The 24310-nt window shown below is 65.7% G+C and carries 22 protein-coding genes; 14 read left to right on the plus strand and 8 right to left on the minus strand.

The window, feature by feature from the left end; all coding sequences use genetic code 11:
• Nucleotides 1-94: 94 nt before the first annotated feature.
• Nucleotides 95-922 carry a sterol desaturase family protein gene (locus tag S58_RS32335; protein ID WP_015669649.1) on the minus strand — a complete coding sequence of 276 codons (828 nt, stop codon included), beginning with the start codon at nucleotides 920-922 and terminating at the stop codon, nucleotides 95-97.
• Nucleotides 923-1308: 386 nt separating this feature from the next.
• Between S58_RS32335 and S58_RS32340 the strand changes: the two genes are divergently transcribed.
• From S58_RS32340 to S58_RS32385, 10 genes are all read left to right on the plus strand, one after another.
• Complete coding sequence (locus S58_RS32340) at nucleotides 1309-1473, plus strand: Flp family type IVb pilin (protein ID WP_015669650.1); 165 nt, start codon at nucleotides 1309-1311, stop codon at nucleotides 1471-1473.
• A gap of 326 nt (nucleotides 1474-1799) precedes the next feature.
• Nucleotides 1800-2324, plus strand: a complete 525-nt coding sequence (locus tag S58_RS32345) for an A24 family peptidase (RefSeq protein ID WP_015669651.1) — start codon at nucleotides 1800-1802, stop codon at nucleotides 2322-2324.
• Between the two features lie 126 nt (nucleotides 2325-2450).
• Entirely contained in the window at nucleotides 2451-3251 is an 801-nt protein-coding gene (cpaB, locus tag S58_RS32350) for a Flp pilus assembly protein CpaB (protein ID WP_042340364.1), read from the plus strand.
• Between the two features lie 17 nt (nucleotides 3252-3268).
• Complete coding sequence (locus S58_RS32355; protein ID WP_015669653.1) at nucleotides 3269-4747, plus strand: type II and III secretion system protein family protein; 1479 nt, start codon at nucleotides 3269-3271, stop codon at nucleotides 4745-4747.
• Between the two features lie 22 nt (nucleotides 4748-4769).
• Nucleotides 4770-5507 (plus strand): CpaD family pilus assembly protein, encoded by a 738-nt coding sequence (locus S58_RS32360; protein ID WP_015669654.1) that lies wholly within the window; start codon nucleotides 4770-4772, stop codon nucleotides 5505-5507.
• Nucleotides 5504-6772 (plus strand): AAA family ATPase, encoded by a 1269-nt coding sequence (locus S58_RS32365; RefSeq protein WP_015669655.1) that lies wholly within the window; start codon nucleotides 5504-5506, stop codon nucleotides 6770-6772. The genes S58_RS32360 and S58_RS32365 overlap by 4 nt, the downstream gene beginning before the upstream one ends.
• Before the next feature lie 21 nt (nucleotides 6773-6793).
• Complete coding sequence (locus S58_RS32370; protein ID WP_083938717.1) at nucleotides 6794-8257, plus strand: CpaF family protein; 1464 nt, start codon at nucleotides 6794-6796, stop codon at nucleotides 8255-8257.
• A gap of 10 nt (nucleotides 8258-8267) precedes the next feature.
• A complete protein-coding gene (locus S58_RS32375) occupies nucleotides 8268-9242 on the plus strand; it encodes a type II secretion system F family protein (RefSeq protein WP_015669657.1) in 975 nt (324 codons plus the stop codon).
• Between the two features lie 8 nt (nucleotides 9243-9250).
• On the plus strand, nucleotides 9251-10225 hold the full coding sequence (locus S58_RS32380; RefSeq protein WP_015669658.1) for a type II secretion system F family protein: 975 nt from the start codon (nucleotides 9251-9253) through the stop codon (nucleotides 10223-10225).
• A gap of 73 nt (nucleotides 10226-10298) precedes the next feature.
• Entirely contained in the window at nucleotides 10299-11537 is a 1239-nt protein-coding gene (locus S58_RS32385; RefSeq protein WP_015669659.1) for a Zn-dependent hydrolase, read from the plus strand.
• Between the two features lie 6 nt (nucleotides 11538-11543).
• On the opposite strand, the gene S58_RS32390 is transcribed toward S58_RS32385, so the two are convergent.
• Entirely contained in the window at nucleotides 11544-12359 is an 816-nt protein-coding gene (locus S58_RS32390; protein ID WP_042340367.1) for a tetratricopeptide repeat protein, read from the minus strand.
• A 196-nt stretch (nucleotides 12360-12555) separates the two neighbouring features.
• On the opposite strand from S58_RS32390, the gene S58_RS32395 reads away from it, so the two are divergent.
• Nucleotides 12556-13938: a leucyl aminopeptidase family protein gene (locus S58_RS32395; protein WP_015669661.1), complete on the plus strand. Its 1383-nt coding sequence runs from the start codon at nucleotides 12556-12558 to the stop codon at nucleotides 13936-13938.
• On the plus strand, nucleotides 13931-14770 hold the full coding sequence (locus tag S58_RS32400) for a C40 family peptidase (RefSeq protein ID WP_015669662.1): 840 nt from the start codon (nucleotides 13931-13933) through the stop codon (nucleotides 14768-14770). Before S58_RS32395 ends, S58_RS32400 begins: the two co-directional genes overlap by 8 nt.
• Nucleotides 14771-15502: 732 nt before the next feature.
• On the opposite strand, the gene S58_RS32405 is transcribed toward S58_RS32400, so the two are convergent.
• Nucleotides 15503-16849 (minus strand): O-antigen ligase family protein, encoded by a 1347-nt coding sequence (locus S58_RS32405; protein WP_015669663.1) that lies wholly within the window; start codon nucleotides 16847-16849, stop codon nucleotides 15503-15505.
• Nucleotides 16850-17021: 172 nt separating this feature from the next.
• On the opposite strand from S58_RS32405, the gene S58_RS32410 reads away from it, so the two are divergent.
• Entirely contained in the window at nucleotides 17022-17870 is an 849-nt protein-coding gene (locus S58_RS32410) for a DUF6502 family protein (RefSeq protein WP_015669664.1), read from the plus strand.
• Nucleotides 17867-19120, plus strand: coding sequence for a DUF5666 domain-containing protein (locus tag S58_RS32415; RefSeq protein ID WP_015669665.1), 1254 nt, complete (start codon nucleotides 17867-17869; stop codon nucleotides 19118-19120). Before S58_RS32410 ends, S58_RS32415 begins: the two co-directional genes overlap by 4 nt.
• A gap of 376 nt (nucleotides 19121-19496) precedes the next feature.
• Here S58_RS32415 and S58_RS32420 read toward each other — a convergent pair whose 3' ends face one another.
• From S58_RS32420 to S58_RS32440, 5 genes are all read right to left on the minus strand, one after another.
• A complete protein-coding gene (locus S58_RS32420) occupies nucleotides 19497-19907 on the minus strand; it encodes a hypothetical protein (RefSeq protein WP_198409255.1) in 411 nt (136 codons plus the stop codon).
• A gap of 173 nt (nucleotides 19908-20080) precedes the next feature.
• Entirely contained in the window at nucleotides 20081-20338 is a 258-nt protein-coding gene (locus S58_RS32425; protein ID WP_015669667.1) for a hypothetical protein, read from the minus strand.
• 38 nt (nucleotides 20339-20376) lie between these two features.
• On the minus strand, nucleotides 20377-22014 hold the full coding sequence (locus S58_RS32430; protein WP_015669668.1) for an ABC transporter ATP-binding protein: 1638 nt from the start codon (nucleotides 22012-22014) through the stop codon (nucleotides 20377-20379).
• 5 nt (nucleotides 22015-22019) lie between these two features.
• Nucleotides 22020-23198, minus strand: a complete 1179-nt coding sequence (locus S58_RS32435; RefSeq protein WP_015669669.1) for an ABC transporter permease — start codon at nucleotides 23196-23198, stop codon at nucleotides 22020-22022.
• Nucleotides 23198-24310, minus strand: a complete 1113-nt coding sequence (locus S58_RS32440) for a microcin C ABC transporter permease YejB (RefSeq protein ID WP_015669670.1) — start codon at nucleotides 24308-24310, stop codon at nucleotides 23198-23200. The genes S58_RS32435 and S58_RS32440 overlap by 1 nt, the downstream gene beginning before the upstream one ends.

Consider the following 24310-nt stretch of genomic DNA (forward strand, 5'->3'; position numbering starts at 1 on the left):
TACGCAGCGGTGACGGCGCCCGACGCGGCAAATCTGCGCTCAATTGGTGAACGATCTCCAAACGCGCCTGAACTCTCCGACATCCCGGCGCCATTCAGCGGCGGAACGGAAAGGCGAGTTGGCCGGCGAATTCGCCGGGCATCGTGGCTTCATCCTTGCCGTAGGTCGCGGGCAGTTGCCCGTCCGGCATCCGGAACGTACCGAACAGGATGTCCCAGAGCGGGAAGGTGCCGGCGAAATTGGTGTTGCCGCCCTCCTCGAGAGACGTGTGATGCCAGCGATGGAAGACCGGCGTCGCCAGGACATACTTCAACGGGCCCAGCGTCCAGCTGAGATTGGCGTGCACGAAAGCCGAATGGAAGGTCGTGAACGGGCCGACCCAGATCATGACGTTGGGCGAGATGCCGGCCATCAACAGGATGACGTCGACGGCGATCGTGCCGAGGATCAGGTTGATCGGATGAAACCGCGCGGCCGAGATCCAATCGAGGTCTTCCGACGAATGGTGGACGGCGTGGTACTTCCAGAACTCGCCGCCGTGGAACAGGCGGTGCGTCCAATACAGCATGAAATCCGAGAGCACGAGAAACAGCAGTCCCTGCAGCCACTCCGGCAATTGCGCCAGCGGCCCATGGCCGTTCTCATAAAAGGCGATCAGTTCGTCGGCATCATGGATCCTGAACACGACCCCGGCGCCGAGCACCAGCAGTCCGATGCGCAGCACGCGCGCGAACACCGGCACGAAGAACCAGTAGACCATGTCGGTGACGAGCTCGCGCTTCTGCCACCATGGCGTGCCCGGATTGCATGCCCAGAAATGGCTCAGCACCGAGAACACGACCGCCAGGACCAGCGTGATCGGCAGCACCTTCTCGATGGTCTGGCCGAGCATCAGCGCGACTTCCCATGGCAGACCAGACATAACGAGCCTCTTCTCATCAAGTTTCCCGAGGGGTACTCCCCGGCGCTTAAGGAGCCGTGAACCTACGGCGCTTTCGGAGTACTTATGACTCACGCAACGCGCCCTCAGAGCAAGACCAGGATTGCAGGCGAGCGGCCAGGGCGGGCGACGTGATCTCCATCGACGGCAAGCCAGCTCCGGCGGCCCGTGGGCTCTGTTTCAGTTTTTCATCATGCGGTTCATCGGAAATTTACTCTGCGCAAGAACGGCGATCTGTTCCGATGTTTCATTGACCGAATTAACTACGCCGAAATTCCTACGCCCTACGGTGTGCGCATGGTCACGGTGCTGAGAACGCCGCAACGACCAGAATTTGTTCGACCAGCCACGTGTACATGGAGTTACCTATGAAGAATCTTGTTGCTCGCTTCGTGAAGGATGAATCCGGCGCGACCGCGATCGAATACGGTCTGATCGCCGCCGGCATCTCGCTTGCGATCATTGCCGCGGTGAACGGTCTCGGCTCCAGCCTGAGCTCCAAGTTCGGCGCGATCAACACCTCGCTGAAGTAAGCGGTCGTCACGGCCGAGCGCAGAAGGCCCCGGCGATCCGGGGCCTTTATCGTTTCGATCTTCAGCTCAGCGGCGTTCAGTGATGCGTAACCACGTTTTCCCAACAGCCGCGTCCCGGCGGCCGCTGCCACAAGCCGATGCCACGTTGCGTTGGATCTGCTGCGCGCTCGGCTTGTCCATCCTCGTTCTCGCGGCCCGCATCGCCAGCGTCTGGTGAGCGAGGTCTTGCAGGATCGGATCCTCGGCCGTTTCCCGATCATTTATCTGTTGCCGCTAGATTCGGCGCATCGGCGTATTCCGCGCCGCCTCGATGCCGTTGAGAGCCCATGACCCTCGATCTCGCGCGCCTGCTGCTGTTCCCGGCCCTGATGGCCTTCGCTGCGGCGAGCGACCTCTTCACGATGACCATTTCGAACCGGGTCTCGATGGCGCTCCTCGCCGGCTTCCTGGTTCTGGCGCCGCTGAGCGGAATGGGCATGGCCGAGATGCTCATGCATCTCGGGGCAGGCGCTGTGCTGCTGGTGATCGCCTTCACGTGTTTCGCATTCGGCTGGATCGGCGGCGGAGACGCCAAGGTCGCGTCGGCCGCCGCGTTGTGGTTCGGCTTCGCCCACCTGATGAACTATCTGTTGTATGCCTCAATCTTCGGCGGCGTGCTTACCCTCGCCCTGATGCAGTTCCGGCAATGGCCCCTGCCCTACATGCTGGCAGGGCAACCGTGGCTTGCACGCCTTCATGCCAAGGAGAGCGGCGTTCCCTATGGCATCGCGCTCGCGCTGGGCGCGCTGATGGTCTATCCCGAGACCGAGTGGGTGAAGGCGATCGATGCCGCGCGTCTCGCGCTGCTCTGACAACACCGTGTGAACGCGGCGTTAAGGCGATTTAGATACGCCTCATTAACCATGCTTTGACGAATAACTGCTCAACTCCCATCACGGCGGCGGAAACGTCGCGGCGTAATGTGGAAAGTGAAGCGTATGAATACCGCACGCATTGTGGTTCTGACCATCGCTGTGGGCGCTGGCGGCGTGGCCGCATATCTTGCGAGCGGGTCCGACGACCGGCCGGCTCAAGTTGCCGCACCCACGCCGCAGTTGCCGACGGTCGACGTTCTCGTCGCCAAGGGCGATATCGGTCTTGGCCAATCGCTCAAGCCGGAGGATCTGCAATGGCAGAGCTGGCCGGCAGCGACGGCCAGTTCCAGCTTCATCCGGCGCAACGAGCGGCCTGAGGGCCAGACCCAGATCACCGGCACGATCGCGCGGGCTCCGTTCATTGCAGGCGAGCCCATCCGCGAACAGAAGCTCGTGAAGGCCGACGGCTCCGGCTTCATGGCCGCGATCCTGCCGGCCGGCATGCGCGCCGTTTCGACGGAGATCTCACCGGAGACCGGCGCCGGCGGCTTCATTCTGCCCAACGACCGCGTCGACGTGATCCTGTCCAAGCGCGAGCGCAATTCGGATCAGCCCAACGCGGGCGACGTCGTCAGCTCCGACATCATTCTGGCCAACATCCGCGTGCTGGCGATCGATCAGGCTCCGAAGGAGAAGGATGGCCAGAACAGCGTCGTCGGCAAGACGGTCACCCTGGAACTGAAGCCGGAGCAGGCCGAGACGCTGGCGCGCGCCCGCCAGACAGGCACCCTGTCTCTGGCGCTTCGCAGCATCGCCGACGTCAACGTTGCCGAGAACCGCCCCGACGAGAGCAGCCGAAAGCGCGGCGACAGCGTTGCTGTCATCCGTTTCGGCATTCCCAGCACGATGACGCCGCAGAAGTGACCGAGAGGACGACCAAGATGATTTGCAGCGAAAATCAGCGGAAGTTGCGGACCCTGGTGGTCCGCGCGCTGTCGTTTTCGGCCGCCGCTGCGCTGACCCTCAATCCGGCGCTGGCGCCGGTGATCGCGGCGGACTACCGCCCGGCGGCTGCAACCGCCGCCGCCGAAGGCCAGATCAATGCACGCTTTCTGGCGCTCGGCATCGGCAAGTCGGTCGTCATCGATCTGCCGCGCGACATCAAGGACGTTCTCGTCGCCGATCCGAAGATCGCAAACGCCGTCGTGCGCTCCTCCCAGCGCGCCTACATCATCGGCGCGGCGATCGGCCAGACCAACATCGTGTTCTTCGACGCACAGGGCCAGCAGATCGCGGCCTACGACATCGCGGTCAAGCGCGATCTCAACGGCGCGCGCGCGGCGCTGAAGCAGTTGCTGCCGAACGCCGAGATCCAGATCGAAGGCCTCGGCGACAGCATCGTGCTGACGGGCTCGGCGGCGAGCCAGATCGAAGCCCAGCAGGCCGGTGAACTGGCCGCTCGGCTCGCCGGCGGCGCCGACAAGGTCGTCAACTCGATCAGTGTGCGCGGCCGCGACCAGGTCATGCTGAAGGTCACGGTCGCCGAGGTGCAGCGCTCGATCGTCAAGCAGCTCGGCATCGATCTGTCCGGTCAGCTCAACTACGGCACGGCCGTGGTCAAGTTCGCCAACTCCAATCCGTTCACTGCCTATGGCAGCAATCTCGTCTCCAACAATGCCGTCAGCGCGGCGTTGGGGGCGACGCCGACCGTGCAGGCCACGCTGCGCGCGATGGAGAACGCCGGCGTGATCCGCACCCTCGCCGAGCCGAACCTGACCGCGATTTCCGGCGAGTCGGCGACATTCATCGCGGGCGGCGAATTTCCGGTTCCGGCCGGATACTCCTGCGATCCCACGACCCATGTCTGTACGACGCAGATCAGCTTCAAGAAGTTCGGCATCTCGCTCAACTTCACCCCGGTCGTGCTGAGCGAAGGCCGAATCTCCCTGCGCGTGATGACCGAGGTCTCGGAGCTCTCCAACGAGAACGCGATCACCCTGTCGCAGGCCGTGAGCTCGTCCACCGTCAACTCGCTGACCGTGCCTTCGATCAAGACCCGCCGCGCCGAGACCACGCTGGAAATCCCCTCGGGCGGAGCCATGGCGATGGCCGGCCTGATCCAGCAGCAGACCAAGCTCGCGATCAGCGGCATGCCGGGCCTGATGCAACTGCCGGTCTTGGGCGCCCTGTTCCGCAGCCGCGACTACGTCAACAATCAGACCGAGCTGATGGTGCTGGTGACGCCCTTCGTCGTACGCGCCGTGGCGCAGAAGGATCTCTCGCGTCCCGACGACGGCTTTGCCGCGGCGTCCGATCCGCAGGCCGATCTGCTGGGGAGCATCAATCGCATCTACGGCGTGCCAGGCCGGACGGAGCCCGGGCGCAACTACCGCGGCACTTACGGCTTCATCACGGACTGAGCTGGGACAAGGACTTGCACCGATGACAACGAAATCCAGCCCCGCTCGACGCCGCCTGCCTCTTGCTGCCGCCCTGGCCGCAACGGCAGCCCTGCTCGGCGCCTGCAACTACAACCGAGACCCCGCCATCACGGCGAGCATTCCCGACGACTACCGGCTGCGTCACCCGATCGCGATCCAGGAAGCCCCGGACTCCCTGGTCGTTTTCGTCGGCCAGGGCCGCGGCGGCCTCACCGCCGAGCAGCGCGCCGACGTGATGGGACTGGCGCAGTCCTGGAGGCGCCAGGGAACGGGCGCAATCAGCGCCGACGTGCCGAGCGGCACCCCGAACGCGCGGGCAGCCGCCGATTCGATGCGGGAGATCCAGTCCCTGTTCGCAGCTGCGGGCGTCCCGCCGCACGGCCTCACCATCCGCAACTACCAGCCGAAAGACCCGCGCCAGATGGCCGCGATCCGGCTGAGCTATCCGAAAATTTCGGCCACCGCAGGCCCCTGCGGCATCTGGCCGGACGATCTCGGGCCCACGATCAAGAACAAGAACTGGTTCGACAACAAGCCGGATTGGAACTTCGGCTGCTCGTATCAGCGCAACATGGCCGCGATGGTCGATAACCCCTCCGATCTCGTCCAGCCGCGGTCCGAAACGCCGTCCTATACCACCCGGCGCACCGCGTTATTCGACAAATACCGCAAGGGACAATCAACCGGAATCACGTATCCCGAGGCCGACAAGGCCAAACTCAGCGACACAGGCAAATGATCAGCTACGCCCGACAGACCCAAGAGGAGCAGCCTGACGTCGTGCCGCCGCCGGCCGACGATCACATCGCGCCGGCGCCGCGTGTCTCGGTGCAGGCGTTCTGCGAAACCGTGGAAACCGCCGCCACCGTGCAGGCCGCCGGTGAAGACCGGCGCCTCGGCAAGGCGCATCTGAAGATCCAGATGGGCGGCATGGCAGCGGCGATCGAGGCCTACCGGACGGCGCCGACGCCCAACGTGATCGTGCTCGAAACCGATTCCCGCACCGACATCCTGGCGGGCCTCGACCATCTCGCGACCGTCTGCGATCCAGGCACCCGCGTCGTCGTGATCGGCCGCGTCAACGACGTCACGCTGTATCGCGAACTCGTCCGGCGCGGCGTCAGCGACTATGTGCTGTCTCCGGTCACGCCGATCGACGTCGTCCGCTCGATCTGCAACCTGTTCTCGGCTCCGGAGGCCAAGGCCGTCGGACGCATCATCGCCGTCGTCGGGGCCAAGGGTGGCGTCGGCGCATCGACCCTCTCCCACAACATCGCCTGGGCGATCGCCCGCGACCTGTCGATGGACTCCGTCGTGGCGGACCTCGATCTCGCCTTCGGCACCGCCGGTCTCGACTACAATCAGGATCCGGCGCAGGGCATCGCGGACGCCGTGTTCTCGCCGGACCGGATCGACATCGCCTTCATGGACCGGCTGCTGTCGAAATGCACCGATCATCTGAGTCTGCTGGCGGCACCGGCAACGCTCGATCGGGTCTACGATTTCGGCGCGGAAGCATTCGATTCCGTCTTCGACACGCTGCGGGCCTCGATGCCCTGCATCGTGCTCGATGTCCCGCATCAGTGGTCGGGCTGGACCAAGCGGGCGCTGATCAGCGCGGACGACATCCTGATCGTCGCCGCGCCGGATCTCGCCTCGTTGCGCAACACCAAGAACATGTTCGATCTCCTCAAGGCCGCACGGCCGAACGACCGCATGCCGCTCTATTGCCTGAACCAGGTCGGCGTTCCCAAGCGGCCGGAGATCAATGCGAGCGAATTCGCCAAGGCAATCGAAAGCCCGCCCATCGTAACGATTCCGTTCGAGCCGCAGATCTTCGGCGCGGCAGCCAATAACGGCCAGATGATCGCGGAGATGTCTCCCAATCATCGGACGACCGAGATGTTTCTCCAGATCGCCCAGCGGCTCACCGGCCGCAGCGAGACCAAGAAGCCGAAAGGTTCCTTCCTGTCGCCTCTGCTGGACAAGCTGAAGGCGAAGTAAGCCTGCGTGGAGTTCTAAGTCGTGTTTGGTAAGCGTAGTGGATTGGACAACGATACCAGGGCTCTCAGGCCGGCCGCGCCAGCGCCCGAGCCGGCGCCGGCTGCGCCGCGCGCGGCTTCTCCGGCCGTGTCGTCGCCTCCTCTGGCGCCGACCCGACAGGCTCCGCCGCCCCCGCCTCCCGTGGTGGAGGCCCGGCGCTCGGACAACTACTACCAGGTCAAGGCGACGATCTTCGGCGCGCTGATCGAAGCAATCGATCTGGCTCAGCTCGCCAAGCTCGACGGCGAGTCCGCGCGTGAGGAAATCCGCGACATCGTCAACGAGATCATCGCGATCAAGAACATCGTGATGTCGATCGCCGAGCAGGAAGAGCTGCTCGACGACATCTGCAACGACGTGCTCGGCTATGGTCCGCTCGAGCCGCTGCTGTCGCGCGACGACATCGCCGACATCATGGTCAACGGCGCCGGCACGGTCTTCATCGAAGTCAACGGCAAGATCCAGCGCACCGGCATCCGGTTCCGTGACAACCAGCAGCTCTTGAACATCTGCCAGCGCATCGTCAGCCAGGTCGGCCGCCGCGTCGACGAATCCTCGCCGATCTGCGACGCCCGCCTCGCCGACGGCTCGCGCGTCAACGCCATCGTTCCACCGCTCGCGATCGATGGCCCCGCGCTCACCATTCGTAAGTTCAAGAAGGACAAGCTGACGCTCGATCAGCTGGTCAAGTTCGGCGCGATCTCGCCGGAAGGCGCGGAGATCCTGCAGATCATCGGGCGCGTCCGCTGCAACGTGCTGATCTCCGGCGGTACCGGTTCGGGCAAGACGACGCTGTTGAACTGTCTGACCAACTACATCGATCACGACGAACGCGTCATCACCTGCGAGGACGCCGCCGAGCTCCAGCTGCAGCAGCCGCATGTGGTGCGCCTGGAAACCCGGCCGCCCAACATCGAGGGCGAAGGCCAGGTCACGATGCGCGAGCTGGTGAGAAACTGCCTGCGTATGCGGCCCGAACGCATCATCGTCGGCGAGGTCCGCGGACCCGAAGCATTCGACCTGCTGCAGGCCATGAACACCGGCCATGACGGTTCGATGGGCACCTTGCACGCCAACAATCCGCGCGAAGGTCTGTCACGCTGCGAATCCATGATCACTATGGGCGGCTTCTCGCTGCCCTCGCGCACCATTCGCGAGATGATCTGCGCCTCGATCGACGTCATCGTCCAGGCGGCGCGCCTGCGCGACGGCTCGCGCCGCATCACGCACATCACCGAGGTGATGGGCATGGAAGGCGACACGATCATCACCCAGGACATCTTCCTCTACGACATGATCGGCGAGGATGCGAACGGCAAGATCATCGGCCGCCACCGTTCCACCGGCATCGGCCGGCCGCGCTTCTGGGAGCGTGCGCGCTATTACGGCGAAGAAAAGCGGCTTGCGGCTGCGCTCGACGCCGCCGAAGTCGCGAGCAAGGACTGAGGAGCAGCCCATGAAGTTTCAAGCTCTGGCCCTCGCCTTCCTCGCCGCGACCGCCATCGGCGGCATCGCGTGGGTGTTCCTCTATCCGCTGCTGTCGGGCGAGCGGAAGGCCGAGCAGCGGCGCAGCACCGTGGCCAAGTCGGAGCCGGTGGTCCGCCAGGCGGAACGCAGCCAGCGGTCGCGCCGTGAACAGGTCGAGTCCTCGCTCAAGGATATCGAGGCCAAGGCGCAGAAGCAGAGCAAGGTGCCGCTCAACCTGCGGATCTCGCAGGCCGGGCTCGACTGGACCGTGCAGAAGTTCTGGATCATCTCCGGCGTCCTCGGCTTCGCGGTTTGCGCAGTCGCCTTCTTCGCCGGTGGCGGCCCGATCGGCGCGCTCGGCCTCGGCTTCGCGGCAGGTCTCGGCCTGCCGCGCTGGATCCTCGGCTTCCTGAAGAAGCGGCGCGAGAAGGCGTTCTTGAAGGCGCTGCCCGACGCGGTCGACGTGATCGTGCGTGGCATCAAGGCGGGCCTGCCGCTGTTCGAATCCATCAAGGTGGTCGCAGCCGACGCGCCCGAACCGCTGCGCGGAGAGTTCCTGGCGATCATCGAGACGCAGGCGATCGGCATGCCGCTCGGCGAGGCCTGCGCGCGGCTGTATGAGCGGATGCCACTGCCGGAGGCCAACTTCTTCGGCATCGTCATCGCGATCCAGCAGAAATCCGGCGGTAACCTCTCCGAGGCGCTCGGCAACCTCTCCAAGGTGCTGCGTGACCGCAAGAAGATGAGCGAGAAGATCCAGGCGATGTCGATGGAAGCCAAGGCCTCCGCCGGCATCATCGGATCCCTGCCGCCGATCGTGATGCTGCTGGTCTATCTGAGCACGCCCGAATACATCTCGCTGCTCTGGACCCATCCGACCGGCCAGCTGATGCTGGTCGGCTGCGTGATCTGGATGTCGATGGGCATCATGGTCATGAAGAAGATGATCAACTTCGATTTCTGAGGTGGACCGTGGTCGACATTCTGGTCTCCAAGCTGCACGATCCGCATTTCATGACGATGTTCTTCGCCGCCATCGCGGCGACGGCCACCGTGTACACGCTGATCATGCCGCTGTTCGCGGGCGAGAACCTGAACAAGCGCATGAAGGCGGTCGCCAGCGAGCGCGAACGGATCAAGCAGCGCGAGCGCGAACGGCTGAACGCCGGCGAGAAGGTCTCGCTGCGGCAGACGCCGAAGCAGCTGATCTCCAGAGTGGTGGAAGATTTCAATCTCACCAAGTGGCTGGCGCAGGAGGCTGCGCGCAACAAGCTCATCATGGCGGGCTATCGCGGCCAGGCGCCTTATATCACCTTCCTGTTTGCGCGCCTGGTGACCCCGCTCGTGCTGTTCGTCGGCTCCGTGCTGTACGTCTTCGTGATCGCCAATCTGCAGAAGTCGATGCCGGTCAAGATCGGCATCTGCGTCGGCATGGCCTATCTCGGCCTGCAGGCTCCTATGCTGTTCCTCAGCAATGCGATCTCCAAGCGGCAGCTCTCGATCAAGCGCGCGTTTCCCGACGCGCTGGACCTGCTGCTGATCTGCATCGAGTCCGGCATGTCGATCGAAGCGGCGTTCCGCAGGGTGGCGATCGAAATCACCAGCCAGTCGGTCGCGCTGTCCGAGGAGTTCACGCTGACGACGGCGGAACTCTCCTATTTGCAGGACCGCAAGGTCGCTTATGAGAACCTCGCCCGCCGCACCGGCCTGGAAGGCGTGAAATCGGTCTGCCTCGCGCTCATGCAGTCCGAGCGATACGGCACGCCGCTCGGCCAGTCGCTGCGCGTGATGGCGCAGGAAAATCGCGACATGCGCATGAACGAGGCCGAGAAGAAGGCCGCCGCGCTGCCGCCGAAGCTGACGGTGCCGATGATCCTGTTCTTCCTGCCGGTGCTGTTCGTGGTCATTCTCGGACCGACCGGCATCAAGGTCGCCGCCATGCAATAGAAGGCCGGAGATTTCGCTTGCAGACGGCGCTGCCACCTGAAAGCTAGGCGGAGCACGATGAGGTCTCCGCCTGATGTCCGACCATTTCCGCCGCGCCGATGGCGCCCGCGTCCTCGCCGACCTGAACACGCTGCGTGCGTTCGGCGCCTACAAGACCGGCGTGCACCGCCCGACCTTCTCCGCGGCCCACCGGCAGTCATTGACTTGGCTCGCCGAGCGCCTGCCGGACGCGCAACTTTCGCCTGATATCGACGGCATCGGCAACGTGCTGGGCGTCAGCGCCAAGCCGGGGCGCAAGCTGCTCGCTGGATCGCACCTGGAGAGCCAGAACCATGCCGGCTGGCTCGACGGCCCGCTCGGCGTCATCTACGCGCTGGAGGCGGCGCGCGTACTCAATCCCGATCCGTCGATCGACGGCGCGGTGGAAGTGGCCTCCTGGTGCGACGAGGAAGGCCATTTCGGCAGCATGCTCGGCAGCCGTTCCTATGTCGGCGACGTCAGCGAAGCCGAGATCGACGCCGCGCGCGACCGCAGCGGCCCGCGCACGATGCGCGAGGCGCTGGCCGAGATGGGCCTCGCCGGGCGAACGCGGCTGCACGCCGAGCGCGGCCGTCACATCGGCTACCTCGAAGCCCATATCGAACAGGGCGACACGCTGGAGACGGGCGAGCTCAAGGTCGGCGTCGTCACCTCGATCGTCGGCATCTGGCAGTATCGCATCACCTTCAGCGGGGAGCAGAACCACGCCGGCGCGACGCGGATGGCGGTGCGCAAGGATGCCGGGCTTGCTCTCGCCCAATTCTGCGTCGCGATCGATGCGCGCTTTCCGGCCGCCTGCGGTCCGCGCACGGTGTGGACCACGGGCCGCATCACGCTCGATCCGGGTGCGCCGAGCATCATCCCCGGTCAGGCCGAGATGCTGTTCCAGGTCCGCGACGACAATCCGGCCGTGGTCGATCGCCTCGAACAGCTGCTACGGAGCATGGCGGCAGAAGCCACTGCGGCGGGTCCGTGCCAGGTCGAGGTGGAGCGCATCCGCACCGGCGCGCCTGCGATGATGGATGGCGCATTCCAGGATGCGATCGAGGCTGCGAGCGCCGCGCTCGCCGGCGGCAAGTCGCTGCGGATGCCGAGCGGCGCCGGGCACGACGCCCAAGTGCTGGCGACCATCATGCCGGCGGGGATGCTGTTCGTGCCGTCGATCGGCGGCATCAGCCATCATTGGACCGAGAACACCGCGGACGCCGACATCGTCACCGGCGCCGATGTGTTCGTCGACACCTGCCGGCGGCTGCTCACGGGCGCGCCGTAGTCCGGTTCACTCGTCGGGCTGGTTGAGCGCCGCCATCGGCGTCGCACGCCGCGCCTTGCCTTTGCCCTGGCCCTGGCTCTGTCCCTGGATCATCTGCTTCAGATAGGCGACGTTGGCGGCGGCTTCGTCCGGCGGCAGATCGGCACGCGCGATCTGCTCGGCTTCGCTGAAGCGCCCCAGCAATCCGACTACCAGCGCGAGGTTCTGACGCACGCGCGCATCCGCCCGCTGCGAGCCGTAGGCCTGGCGCAGCACCTCCTCCGCCTTCGGCAATTCCTTGGACAGCATGTAGGACAGGCCGAGATTGGACAGCACCGACGGCTCGCCCGGCATGATCTTCAGCGCGCTCTCGTAGTAGCGCCGCGCCTCGTCGTGGCGGGCCATCTGGTCGAGCACCGTGCCCTGCACCGACAGCAGCTTCCAGTCGGGATTGTCGGGCGAATGCGCCCGCGACAGCACGTCGAAAGCCAGCTTGAAATTGCCGTTGTCGGCGAGTGCCCGTCCGTACGCCGCGAGCACGGCCTTGTTGCCGGGATTGGCGAGCGTCGCCTGTTCGAGCACGGCGACCGCCTGCTCGCGCTGGCCGTTGACGCGCAGCGCCTGGCCGTAGGCGACCGCATTGGCCGCATCCTTCGGGTTGGCGCGGTAGCGCTCGCCATAGACCTCGGCCGCCCGCTGCGGCGTCGCCGGTGCCGGCTCGGCGCGGCCGCCGATGGACCCGGTGACGTCGGACACGGTCTGGCAACCGCCGAGGCCGGCAGCGACGAGAGCTGCGACCGCCGCTGAGGCGAGGAGCCGGATGATGGGAGGCTGCTGACGCATGTCACTGGACTCGAGGGACGAGCGAATTGGATGCGCCAGCAATAAACTGTTAACGCTAACAGCCGGTTAATGGCGCGATGCGGGCGCGCATGCCCGATCTGCGGCGGCTTGCGGGCGATGCCGCCGGCGTGATTGCAGCCGGGGTCAAACTCTGCGAAGTCTGCTGCAGAGCGCGTCCCTTAAGGAACCATTAGGCATGCCGTCGATCTTCGAGACCGCCTCCGCATCGTCCGCCATCCCGATCACCTTCGTGACGAAGGCGAGCTGGCCGGCGATCAAGGAAGGCCTTTCCACCGAGGCGCGCAACTTCGCCGAAGCCAATGTCTACGGCGCCAAGCCGGGCAGCTGCCTGATCCTTCCCGCTGCCGACGGCCGCATCGCGCAGGTGCTGTTCGGCATCGAGGACGACGACGCCAAGCACCGCGATCTATTCAGGCCGGGCGCCCTGCCCGGCCTGCTGCCGGCGGGCACCTATCGCTTCGCCAATGCGCCGCACGATATCAGGCTCGGCGCGCTCGCCTTTGCGCTTGGCAGCTACCGCTTCGGCCGCTACCGCAAGTCCGACTCGTCGGACGTCCGGCTGGTGCCGCCCGACGGCGTCGATGCCGCGGAGCTGAACCGCCTCGCCGAGGCGGCAGCGCTGGCGCGCGATCTCGTCAACACGCCATCGAACGACATGGGGCCGGAGGAGCTCGAAGCCGCAGCCAAGCAGGTCGCCGACCGCTTCGGCGCCCGCTGCACCAGCATCGTCGGCGACGATCTGCTGCAGCAGAATTTCCCGCTCGTTCACGCCGTCGGCCGCGCCTCGACCCGCGCACCGCGGCTGATCGAGCTGGTGTGGGGCGATGCGTCGCATCCCAAGGTGACCCTGGTCGGCAAGGGCGTGTGCTTCGACACCGGCGGGCTCGACTTGAAGCCGTCGAGCAGCATGCTGCTGATGAAGAAGGACATGGGCGGCGCCGCCAACGTGCTGGCGCTGGCGCAGATGGTGATGGATGCCAAGTTGAAGCTGCATCTGCGCGTGCTGATTCCAGCGGTGGAGAACGCGGTCGCCGGCAACGCCTTCCGTCCGATGGATGTCTTTCCCTCGCGCAAGGGCCTCACGGTCGAGATCGGCAACACCGACGCCGAGGGCCGGCTGGTGCTGGCCGATGCGCTGGCGCTCGCCGACGAGGACAAGCCCGATCTGCTGATCGACATGGGCACGCTGACCGGCGCCGCCCGCGTCGCGCTCGGCCCGGACCTGCCACCGTTCTACACCCAGGACGAGGCGCTCGCCGCCGACGTCGCGCGCTGCGCGGCCGCAGAGAACGATCCGTTGTGGCGCATGCCGCTGTGGGCGCCCTACGATTCATGGCTCGACTCGAAGGTGGCGACCATCAACAACGCGCCCTCGGGCGGCTTCGCCGGCTCGATCACCTGCGCGCTGTTCCTGCAGCGCTTCGTCGAGCATGCCGGGAGCTGGCTGCATCTCGACATCTTCGCCTGGACGCCGTCGTCCAAGCCCGGCCGTCCCGAAGGCGGCGAGTGCCAGGCTGCACGCGCGCTCTACAAGCTCTTGAGCGAGCGCTATGGCTGATCCACGCCTCACGCCGGCGCGCGGCGACATCGCAGCCAAGCATCTCGAGGGACAGGTGACTGCTGAGCGTTTCGTCGAGGGCGAGGCGCTGATCGTCGCCGATCCGATCGCGCCACTGCGTCAACAGCCGTTCTCGGGCGCCGAGCTGGCGACGCAGGTGCTGAAAGGCGAGCGCGTCACGGTCTACGACCGCAACGGCGAGGGCTGGGCCTGGGGCCAGCTCGCGGCGGACGGCTATGTCGGCTGGCTGCCGGAGGCCGCGCTCGCCGCACCTGCCGCAGCACCGACGCACAAGATCGCGGCGTTGCGCACCTTTGCGTTTCCGGGGCCGTCGATCAAGCTGCCGCCGCTCGAGACGCTGCTCATGGGATCGAGCATCGCGGTGAACCGTGAGGACGCCAGCTTCGTCGTGACGGCGGAGGGTCAGTTCATTCCGAAGCAGCACGTCGCTCTGCTCGATCATGTCGAGCCAGACTACGTCGCTGTCGCCGAGCGCTTCCTCGGCACCCCCTATCTGTGGGGCGGCAAGAGCAGTCTCGGCATCGACTGCTCGGGTCTGGTGCAGGTGTCGTTGAATGCAGCGGGCGTGCCGTGCCCGCGTGACAGCGACATGCAATTGGCGGCGCTGGGACGCGTGCTCGACGGTGGCGAGCCGCCCAGCCGAGGCGATCTGATATTCTGGAAGGGCCACGTCGCCATCGCCAGAGATGCCGACACGCTCGTGCATGCCAACGCGTTCCATATGGCGACGGCGATCGAGTCGATCCCCGAAGCGATCGCGCGGATCGAGGCTAGCGGCAGCAAGGTGCTCGCGATCAAAAGGCTTGATTGAGTTTGCCTCATCGCGCTGACGTCCTCCCGATGAGTCGAGAGACACGCACTCTCTCCTCGTCTTTGCGAGCGCAGCGAAGCAATCCAGAGTCACGCGTGACGCCCTGGATTGCTTCGCTGCGCTCGCAATGACGTGGAGAGAGCAGAGCAAGGGTCCGATTCACCTATCAAACAGCATGGGGACGAGCGTCCGCATTCCCGCGGCACCAACGGCCCGAGCTATGCGGCATCATCGCCCTCGAAGATAGAGAGGGCGCAGGGAAGGCCGGGCGCCGATCGCACCCATGGTTGCGTGCAAGAAGCACGCGGTAGTCACCACAGGTACGAGCCGAACATCCGGCCTCCCCTGCGCGATGGCTTTACGTCTTATACGTGCTCTCCCCAGGGACCGGCTTTCTTGCCCCTGTCAGCCGCGAAGCCATCGGCTCTCGCGACCTTGACGCCAGCATCGGGGCGCCAGGACCACACGACTTCGCCGTCCGCATGATGTCGTCCGTCCGTGCGCAAATGCACACTGCAACACCATCGCGGCCATCGCATCCCGCACCCGACGTCCGTGACGACGCGTACGCCCCTCTCGTGAGGCGGGACGGCGCAATGAATGGCGCTGATTTGCCCGACGGTGCAAGCTTATTCTTTTTTACAGAATCTATTAACTGATTTTCCGAACACCGGCCCGTCGGGCAACTCACCCCGCCGATGGCGGCCAAGGACCGCGCGCCGATGCTCGCTGTCACGCGGCCGTGGCCTCGCCGTCGTGGCGATCATCGGTCGTGCGGCCAAGGCCAGATCGCGGGCTCTCCAGCGGATCGGCAGCGTTGCCGCGGCCGAGTGCGACGCCGCCGACCACGCCAATGCCGATCACATAGATCCATCCCTCGTTGACGTCGAACAGATTGGCGCTGAGCAGCGAGCCGACGAATGTCTGGACGACGATCGCCAATCCGACCCAGGCGATCCAGTCCCGGCCGCGAACCAGCCTGATGTGGCTGATCCACATCGCGTAGAGCAGGACGAGACCGGCCAGCCCCCATTGCAGGACGACGGACAGGCTCTGGTTCTGCGGATCACGGGCGGTCCCCGGCATCTCCCGCGGACCGGGTGCATCGACCGCGGACTGCGGGCGGATCGCCCCGGTGCCATGGCCGAACAGCGGGGCCTCAGCGATCGACGCGATCGAGCGCCGCCAATCGGCCTGGCGCTCGGCTGGTCCGCCACCGTTCAGTGCTGAGATGTGACGGTGCACGACGATGTCCACCAGCGGCCCGCTCAACAACGGTGCTGCCGCCCAGGCCACCCCGCCGGTGACGGCCACCGATGCCAGCAGCACGATTGCGAGCCGCCGGCTGAAATGGCGGATGGCCAGCGCGAGCAGAAGGATCGTCGTGGCGATACATGTCGTTCGCGCCGGACCCACGACCAGATCATGGGCGAAGAACAACAGGCTCGCGCCAGCCAGACCGATCGCCATCCGGACCTGCCCGCGCTGGTAGACGGCGGCGGCAGGGGCCGCCAGGGCCAGCGCACACAGCGTGAATTGCTGACGCTGGCCGAAGTCCCGACCGATCGGCAGGCCGGCCGGCACCAGCGACGGATCGGCCAACGCGATCCATGACAGCATCATCAGAGCCATCGAGGAGACGAGAAAGCCGATGAACACCCAGACGGCGCGCTCCGAGCGCCTGAAATGATAGAAAAGGAACGGAAGCAGCAGCAGCTTCGACACGGGATTGATGGCCTGCAATCCCGCTTCCCAGGGGCCTTCGGACCAGAGCACGCCGATATCCGCCATCGCGAACAGCGCCAGCGGCAGTGCGCAGGCGGGAAGCGTCAGGCTTCTGATGAGCTCGTCCCAGTCGATCGTCGGAATCACCGCGATCGACCAGCACACCATGAGCGCCGCCGTTGCCGTCAACGACCACGGCAAGGTCACCGCGGCCAGCGTCACCAGGAGGTCTACGACAAGGGCATAGGCCGGAGCCTCCGCCCATGACGGCGGCGCCCAGCCGGTCGTTCCCAGGTTCGCCGGCGAGTTCGAAGCGCCGCCCTCGACGTTCATGAGATACGCCTCCTGGAGCATATCGAACTCCCCGTTCAGACAAGACCGCCGGGTGCCACCGCAACGCGCCCTGGCATTGCGGCATCTGCACCCGCCGTGGGTTGAACGTTATCTTCCAATACGTGGGAATTTTTCACACGTCAAATGAATGTGTGGGATTGTGTCCCACAATTGCGCGGGCTAAAAATTGGTCATGGATCCGAAATCCCGGACGCCGTCGCAGCTCAGCGCGACACAGCTGCAGGCGCCGCTGGCGCGGCTGCTGCGTCCGCTCGTGCGGCTGTGCATCCGCAGCGGGATGACGTTTCCGGCGCTGGCGCAGCTGTTGCGCGAGCTGTTCGTCAACGTCGCCGAGCACGACTTCGCGCTCGACGACAAGCCGCAGACCGACAGCCGCGTCAGCCTGCTCACGGGCATTCATCGCAAGGAGGTGGCGCGGCTGCGCGGGGCCGGCGCCCCGGTCAACGTCGTGCCTGCGACGCTGTCGCGCACCAGCGCCATCATCGCGCATTGGCTGGCCGCACCGGAGTTCACCGATGCCAAGGGCGATCCGCGGCCGCTGCCGCGCACCGCCGACGACGGCGCGCCGTCGTTCGAGGCGCTGGTCGGTGCGATCACCAAGGACGTGCGGCCGCGCGCGGTGCTCGACGAATGGCTCGACCGCCAGCTCGTCACCATCGATGCCGACGACAACATCGTTCTCGCGGATACCGGCTTCGTGCCCCGCGGCGACGACGACCGCAAATGGTACTATCTCGGCCGCAACCTGCATGATCACATCGCCGCCGCGGCCGACAACGTCTCCGAAGCCACGCCGCGCTTCATGGAGCGCGCGGTGCATTATGACGGGCTGTCGCCGAAGCTGGCGCGACGCCTCGAAGCACGCTCGCGGGAGCTTGCGATGGAGGCGCTGAAGACCGCCAACCGCGAAGCCAACCGCGCGCTCGCCAAGGACAAGGGCGGCGACGCCCGCTGGAATTTCGGCGTCTACATCTATTTAGAAGAGCCGAAGGACGCGCGCGAGGAAGGCGGCGACTCGTGACCAAGCGGCCGGTTCTCTCGCGCAGGGCGCTGCTCGCCGGACTCTGGCTCGCCGGATCCTCCGCGCTTGCGTGGGGACAGACACGCAAGGGCAATGATCAGGGGCTTGGCGGCACCGGCCTTACGGGCGGCCAGGACCAGGGCATGGGCGGCACCGGCATCGTCGGCGTGATCCAGCGCTTCGGCAGCATCTTCGTCAACGGCGAGCGTGTCAGCTACGCGCCGAACGTGCCGGTGCGGATCGACGGCGAGGCCGCCTCGGTGAAGGCGCTCAGAATCGGCCAGCTCGCCCGCGTGCTGGCGCAGCGCGACGCCCAGGGCGTGCTGACCACCGCGCGCATCGATGTCGTGAGCGAGGTCACCGGACCGATCGAGGCGATCAGGCCGGGCGAGCTGACCGTGCTCGGGCAGACCGTCGTCTCGCCGGGCCAGGAGAGCTGGCGGAAGGTCGGCGCGCAAGTTGCCGTTTTCGGCCTGCGGCGCAGCGACGGCGTGATCGTCGCGAGCCTGGTCGATCTGCGGAGCACCAGCGCGAACCGGATCAGCGGGCTTCTCGTGCGTGATCGCGCTGGGCTCTCGATCGGCGGGCTCAAGCTCGCCGGCGCCGATCCGACCCTGGTCGGCCGGCGCGTGCAGGCCGAAGGCCGTGTGGCGCAGGGCGTGATGCAGGTCGCGCATGTCAGGCCCGACGACCTGAAGGAATTCGCGCGCGCCAGCCGCCTCCTGGTGGAAGGCTATGTCCAGCGCGTCGGCAGCGATCTGCAGTTCGGCTCAGGCTATGTCGCCCGCGACAATTCACGCTTCCAGCCCTCCGGCGAGACCCGCGTCGTGGTCGATGCGGTGCCCGACGGCGCCGGCGGATTGCGCGTCGAGGCCGTGCAGGCGGTCAGCCGCTTCCCAGGCGAGTCGGTCCGCGGCCCGCAGGCGCCGCCGCGCAGCCAGGGGCCGGGTGGCGCGAGCGGACCGGGTGGGCCGGGCGGCCAGGGTGGCGGCAATCATCCGGGTGGGCCGAACGGCATGGGAGCGCCAAGCAATCCAGGTGCCCCCGGCCACCAAGGCCTGCCGGGCTTCGGCCGCGACGGCGGCATGAATTCACCCGGCGGTATGAACCCGTCCGGCGGCTTCGGTGCGGGCGGACCGCCAGGCGGACCACCCGGCTTCGGCGGCTCACCGGGCGGGCCGCCCGGTGGCGGCGCCTTCGGCGGCCAGGGCGGTTTCGGGGGCGGAGGCGGCGGTGGGGGCCGCCGCTGAGGACGTCGTCAAGCCATCCCCCGATACTTGCCACAGCAGAGGTGAGCAATCTTCGCTCGGCGCGCATTTGAGCACGGAGCTCACGGCGAACTCGGTGCCAGCCTCTCCCCTCTTTTGCCCGCGACCTTGACGCCAACGTCGGGGCGCCAAGCCATCGGATTCCACACCCAATGTCCGAGACGACGCGCACGTCCCTCTCGTGGGCCAGGACGGAGCGGAGCACGCACGAGTTCCGAAAATATGAAAAAGAATATCCCGCGAGAGGGCTGGACAGCCGTTGCAGAAGCTGCCGGTCGGGCAAGTCATTTCGCACGCCACGGGGGTCGAACGATGAGGTCCTCGCGGCCCTCATGCGCGCTGAGCTACGTTAACGGAATCAAGACGCGTTCGTGTCCTGCGCAAATCGCTCGACGAGGTCGGACCAAAACGGAATGTGTTTGACTTGCGCAGGCCAGGGTTTGCTGCTCCAGCCCGTGAACTCTCGTTCAAAATAGTCGTTCAGATTGGCGCCATAGTAAATCGCGTCGACACCGTAGATCGAAAAGACAGGGTTGCCCGACTCGTGCGGCTGCTCGGGCAGATAGCGATGAGCAATCAGCGGGATGAGTTTAGGCGCCCGGGACACGATGTCCGGAAGTGCATCTGCCCGGGCACGTGCGGTCGAAGGGAGCCTCCCCCACTCCGACCACCACAGTTGCCCGGTCTCGACAGCGTGATGAAGACTTTCGAACGGCCATTCGAGCGCTCGTCTTATCGCGCGCTCGTCGGTCCAGTCGTGGCCGTCCACCGGCCGCCTCCGCGTCAGGAGCGCGATCAGATCGGGAGGAAAGACCAACCCAAATCGGCGTTGCGCCCTGTCGAGCTCGGATCGCGTATAGCCCTTGGTCCAACGAACCGTGTCCCTGCCGGACATTGCCATCGCTTCCGTTTGTTAGGGCTCGATCCGCCCGCATCGGCGACCTAGCTTTGATAGATCATCAAAACCCTTGCAGCGATCCGATGATCGGCTTCAGGACGCCCCGCGAGTGACATTCTGTCCGTGACGACACCGGTGAGATAGCTCGCGATCGACTCAGCACCGGCACCGTCTTCGAGCATGTTGAAGACCTGGAGAGCGTAGCGATCATATTCGTTTTCGGCGCCCTCGCAGCCGGAAACGCCAATCGGGTCCCAATCGGACAGCAGAAGAGCTCTTATAAGATCCAACTTGGACGGCATTGTCTCGCGGTTGCTCCGGTGCCGATGTATGCGATCTATTATGGCGCCGCCGTCCCATTCCCCGCCGTCTCATTCCTGAACGCTGCCGCAAACAGCGCGCGGGTGTAGTCGGTCTTCGGCGCCTTGAACAGCTGCGCGGCGGCGCCCTCCTCCACCACCTTGCCGTGACGCATCACGATCAGGTGGCTGGCGAGCGAGGCGACGACGCGCAGATCGTGCGAGATGAACATGTAGGTGAGGTCGAGCTTGCGCTGCAGATCGCGCAGCAAGGCGACCATCTGCGCCTGGAACAGCATGTCGAGCGCCGAGGTCGGCTCGTCCAGCACGACGAAGCTCGGCTCGAGCACGACGGCACGCGCAACCGAGATGCGCTGGCGCTGGCCGCCGGAGAATTCGTGCGGATAGCGGAAGCGCGTCGCCGGATCGAGCCCGACCTCGGTGAGCGCCTTGACGACCTTCGCCTCGGCCTCCTCCTCCGACAGGCCGGGCTGATGCACGCTCAAGCCTTCGGCGATGATGTCGCCGACCGACATGCGCGGGCTGAGCGAGCCGAACGGGTCCTGAAACACGATCTGCATGTCACGGCGGAACGGGCGGACCTGCTTGAAGCTCAGCCCCTGGATCTCGCTGCCGAGAAACACGATCGGACCGTCGGAGGAGATCAGCCGCAGCAGCGCCAGCCCGAGCGTGGTCTTGCCGGAGCCGGACTCGCCGACCACGCCGAGCGTCTCGCCCTTGCGCACGGCAATGCTGACGCCATCGACCGCCTTGATGTGGCCCACCGTGGAGCGGAACAGGCCGCGCTTGATCGGAAACCAGACCTTGAGATCCTGCGCCTGCATCACCACCGGCTGATCGGGCCGCGGCGGCGCCGGGTCCGGCTTCGGCTCGGCCGCGAGCAGCGCCTTGGTGTAGGGATGCGAGGGCGCGGTGAACACCTGCTCGACCGGCCCCTGCTCGACGATCTTGCCGCCATTCATGACGCAGACACGATCGGCGATGCGGCGGACGATGCCGAGATCATGGGTGATGAACAGCAGGCTCATGCCGAGCCGCGCGCGGATATCGGCGAGCAGCGCCAGGATCTGCGCCTGCACGGTGACGTCGAGCGCGGTAGTCGGCTCGTCGGCGATCAGGAGGTCCGGCTCGTTGGCGAGCGCCATCGCGATCATCACGCGCTGGCGCTGGCCGCCGGAGAGCTGATGTGGATAGCTGCCGAGCCGCGTCTCCGGCTCGGGGATGCCGACCTGGGTGAGCAGTTCCAGCACGCGCGTCCGTGCGGCGCTGTTGGAGATCGGCTGATGCAGCTGCAGGATCTCGCTGATCTGCCGCTCGATCGTGTGCAGCGGATTGAGCGAGGTCATCGGCTCCTGGAAGATGATCGAGATGTCGCTGCCGCGGAGCTCGCGCATCTCGCCTTCCGACAAGGGCAGCAGATCGCGGCCCTTGAAGCGGATGCTGCCCGACGGGTGCGAGGCGACCGGATACGGCAGGAGCTTCAGCACCGACAGCGCGCTGACCGATTTGCCCGAGCCGGATTCACCGACCAAGGCGATGCATTCGCCGCGCTTGATGTCGAACGAGACGCGGTCGACGGCGGTCGACACGCGGCCTCCCTGGTGGAAGGCCACCGAGAGATCCCTGACCGAGAGCAGCGGCTGGCTGATCGCATCCATGTCGATTACCTGAAGGTCTTGCGCGGATCGAACGCGTCACGCACCGCTTCGCCGATGAAGATCAGCAGCGAGAGCATGATCGCGACCGAGAAGAAGCCGGTAAGGCCGAGCCACGGCGCCTGCACGTTCGACTTGGCCTGCGACAGCATCTCGCCGAGCGAAGGCGAGCCCGGCGGCAGGCCGAAGCCGAGGAAATCGAGCGCGGTGAGCGTCATCACCGAGCTCGACACGATGAAGGGCAGGAACGTCATGGTCGCGACCATCGCGTTCGGCAGCAGATGGCGGACCATGATCACCGCATTGGAAACGCCGAGCGCGCGTGCCGCCTGGATGTATTCGAAATTGCGGCCGCGCAGGAATTCGGCGCGCACGAGGCCGACCAGCGACACCCAGGAGAACAGCAGCATGATGCCGAGCAGGGTGAAGAAGCCGGGCACCAGCACGGCGGAGAGGATCAGCAGCAGATAGAGATAGGGAATCGCATTCCAGATCTCGATGAAGCGCTGGAACAGAAGATCGACCCAGCCGCCGAAATAGCCCTGCACGCCGCCGGCGGCGATGCCGATGATCGAGGAGAAGAACGTCAAGGACAGCCCGAACAGCACGGAGATGCGGAAGCCATAGATCAGGCGCGCGACGACGTCGCGGCCCTGGTCGTCGGTGCCGAGCCAGTTGTATTCGAGATCCCTACAGCTCTTCAGCCCCTTCTTCTCGACCACCGTCTTGCACTGCGCTTCCGTCAGCATCCAGGTCGGCTTCGACGGCGCCGGCGTCGGCAAATCGAGATTGTGGGTCGCGTAGGAGTAGCGGACCAGCGGCCAGATCGTCGTGCCGCCCTTGTCGGCGATCAGCTTCTGCAAATACGGATCGCGATAGTCGGCCGCGGTCTCGAAGTCGCCGCCGAACGCGGTCTCCGGATAGGAGACGAAGGCGGGAAAGTAGAGATGGCCGTCGAACTTGATCAGGAATGGCCGGTCATTGGCGATCAGCTCGGCGAACAGCGAGACGACGAACAGGAACAGGAAGATCCACAACGACCAGTAGCCGCGGCGGTTGGCCTTGAAGTTCTGCCAGCGGCGCTGGTTGAGCGGCGACGGCCGGAAGCGATGCCGCGTCGGCGGCACGGCCGCGCCGAGCGGCGACGGCGTCGTGGTCTCGACCGGAGGGGTGGCTGTCAGCGTCATCAGACCTCCCGCGCCTCGAAATCGATCCGCGGATCGATCCACATGTAGGTCAGATCCGAGACCAGGTTGATGGCGAGGCCGAGCAGCGAGAAGATGAAGAGATTGCCGAACACGACGGGATAATCCCGGTTGAGGATGCTCTCGAACGACAGCAGGCCGAGGCCGTCGAGCGAGAAGATGGTCTCGATCAGGAGCGAGCCGGAGAAGAAGGCATGGATGAAGGTGCCCGGGAAGCCGGCAATCACGATCAGCATCGCGTTGCGGAAGATGTGGCCATAGAGCACCTGGTTCTCGCTGCAGCCCTTGGCGCGCGCGGTCATGACATACTGCTTGCGGATCTCGTCGAGGAACGAGTTCTTGGTCAGCAGCGTCATGGTCGCGAAGGCGCCGAGCGCCATCGACACCAGCGGCAGAGTGAGATGCCAGAAATAGTCGATGATCTTCCAGTACCACGGGAAGTCCGACCAGCCGTCCGACGTCAGCCCGCGCAACGGGAAGATGTTCAGGAACGAGCCGCCCGCGAACAGGATGATCAGGAGAATAGCAAACAGGAAGCCCGGAATGGCATAGCCGACGATGATCACGGCCGAGGTCCAGACGTCGAAGCGCGAGCCGTCCGCGACCGCCTTGCGGATGCCGAGCGGGATCGAGATCAGGTAGGTCAGCAGGGTCATCCAGACGCCGAGCGACATCGACACCGGCAGCTTCTCCTTGATCAGCTGCAGCACTGAGGTGTCGCGGAAATAGCTCTTGCCGAAATCGAAGCGCGCGAAATTCCACACCATCAGCGCGAAGCGCTCCGGCGCCGGCTTGTCGAAGCCGAATTGTTTTTCGAGCTGCTTGATGAAGGCCGGGTCGAGACCCTGGGCGCCACGATATTTCGAATTGGTGTCTCCGCCGGAGCCCACCTGACCCGGCGGCCGCGCGCCGAAATCGGAGCCGCTGCCGCCCGAGATGCGCGACGTGCCGCCGGTGTCGGCGCCGGTCAATTGCGCGATGACGCGCTCGACCGGCCCGCCCGGCGCGAACTGCACCACGACGAACGAGATGAACAGGATCCCGAGCAGGGTCGGGAGCATCAGAAACATGCGGCGGACGATATAGGCAGCCAT

Source organism: Bradyrhizobium oligotrophicum S58, assembly GCF_000344805.1.
In the GTDB taxonomy this organism is placed as follows: domain Bacteria; phylum Pseudomonadota; class Alphaproteobacteria; order Rhizobiales; family Xanthobacteraceae; genus Bradyrhizobium; species Bradyrhizobium oligotrophicum.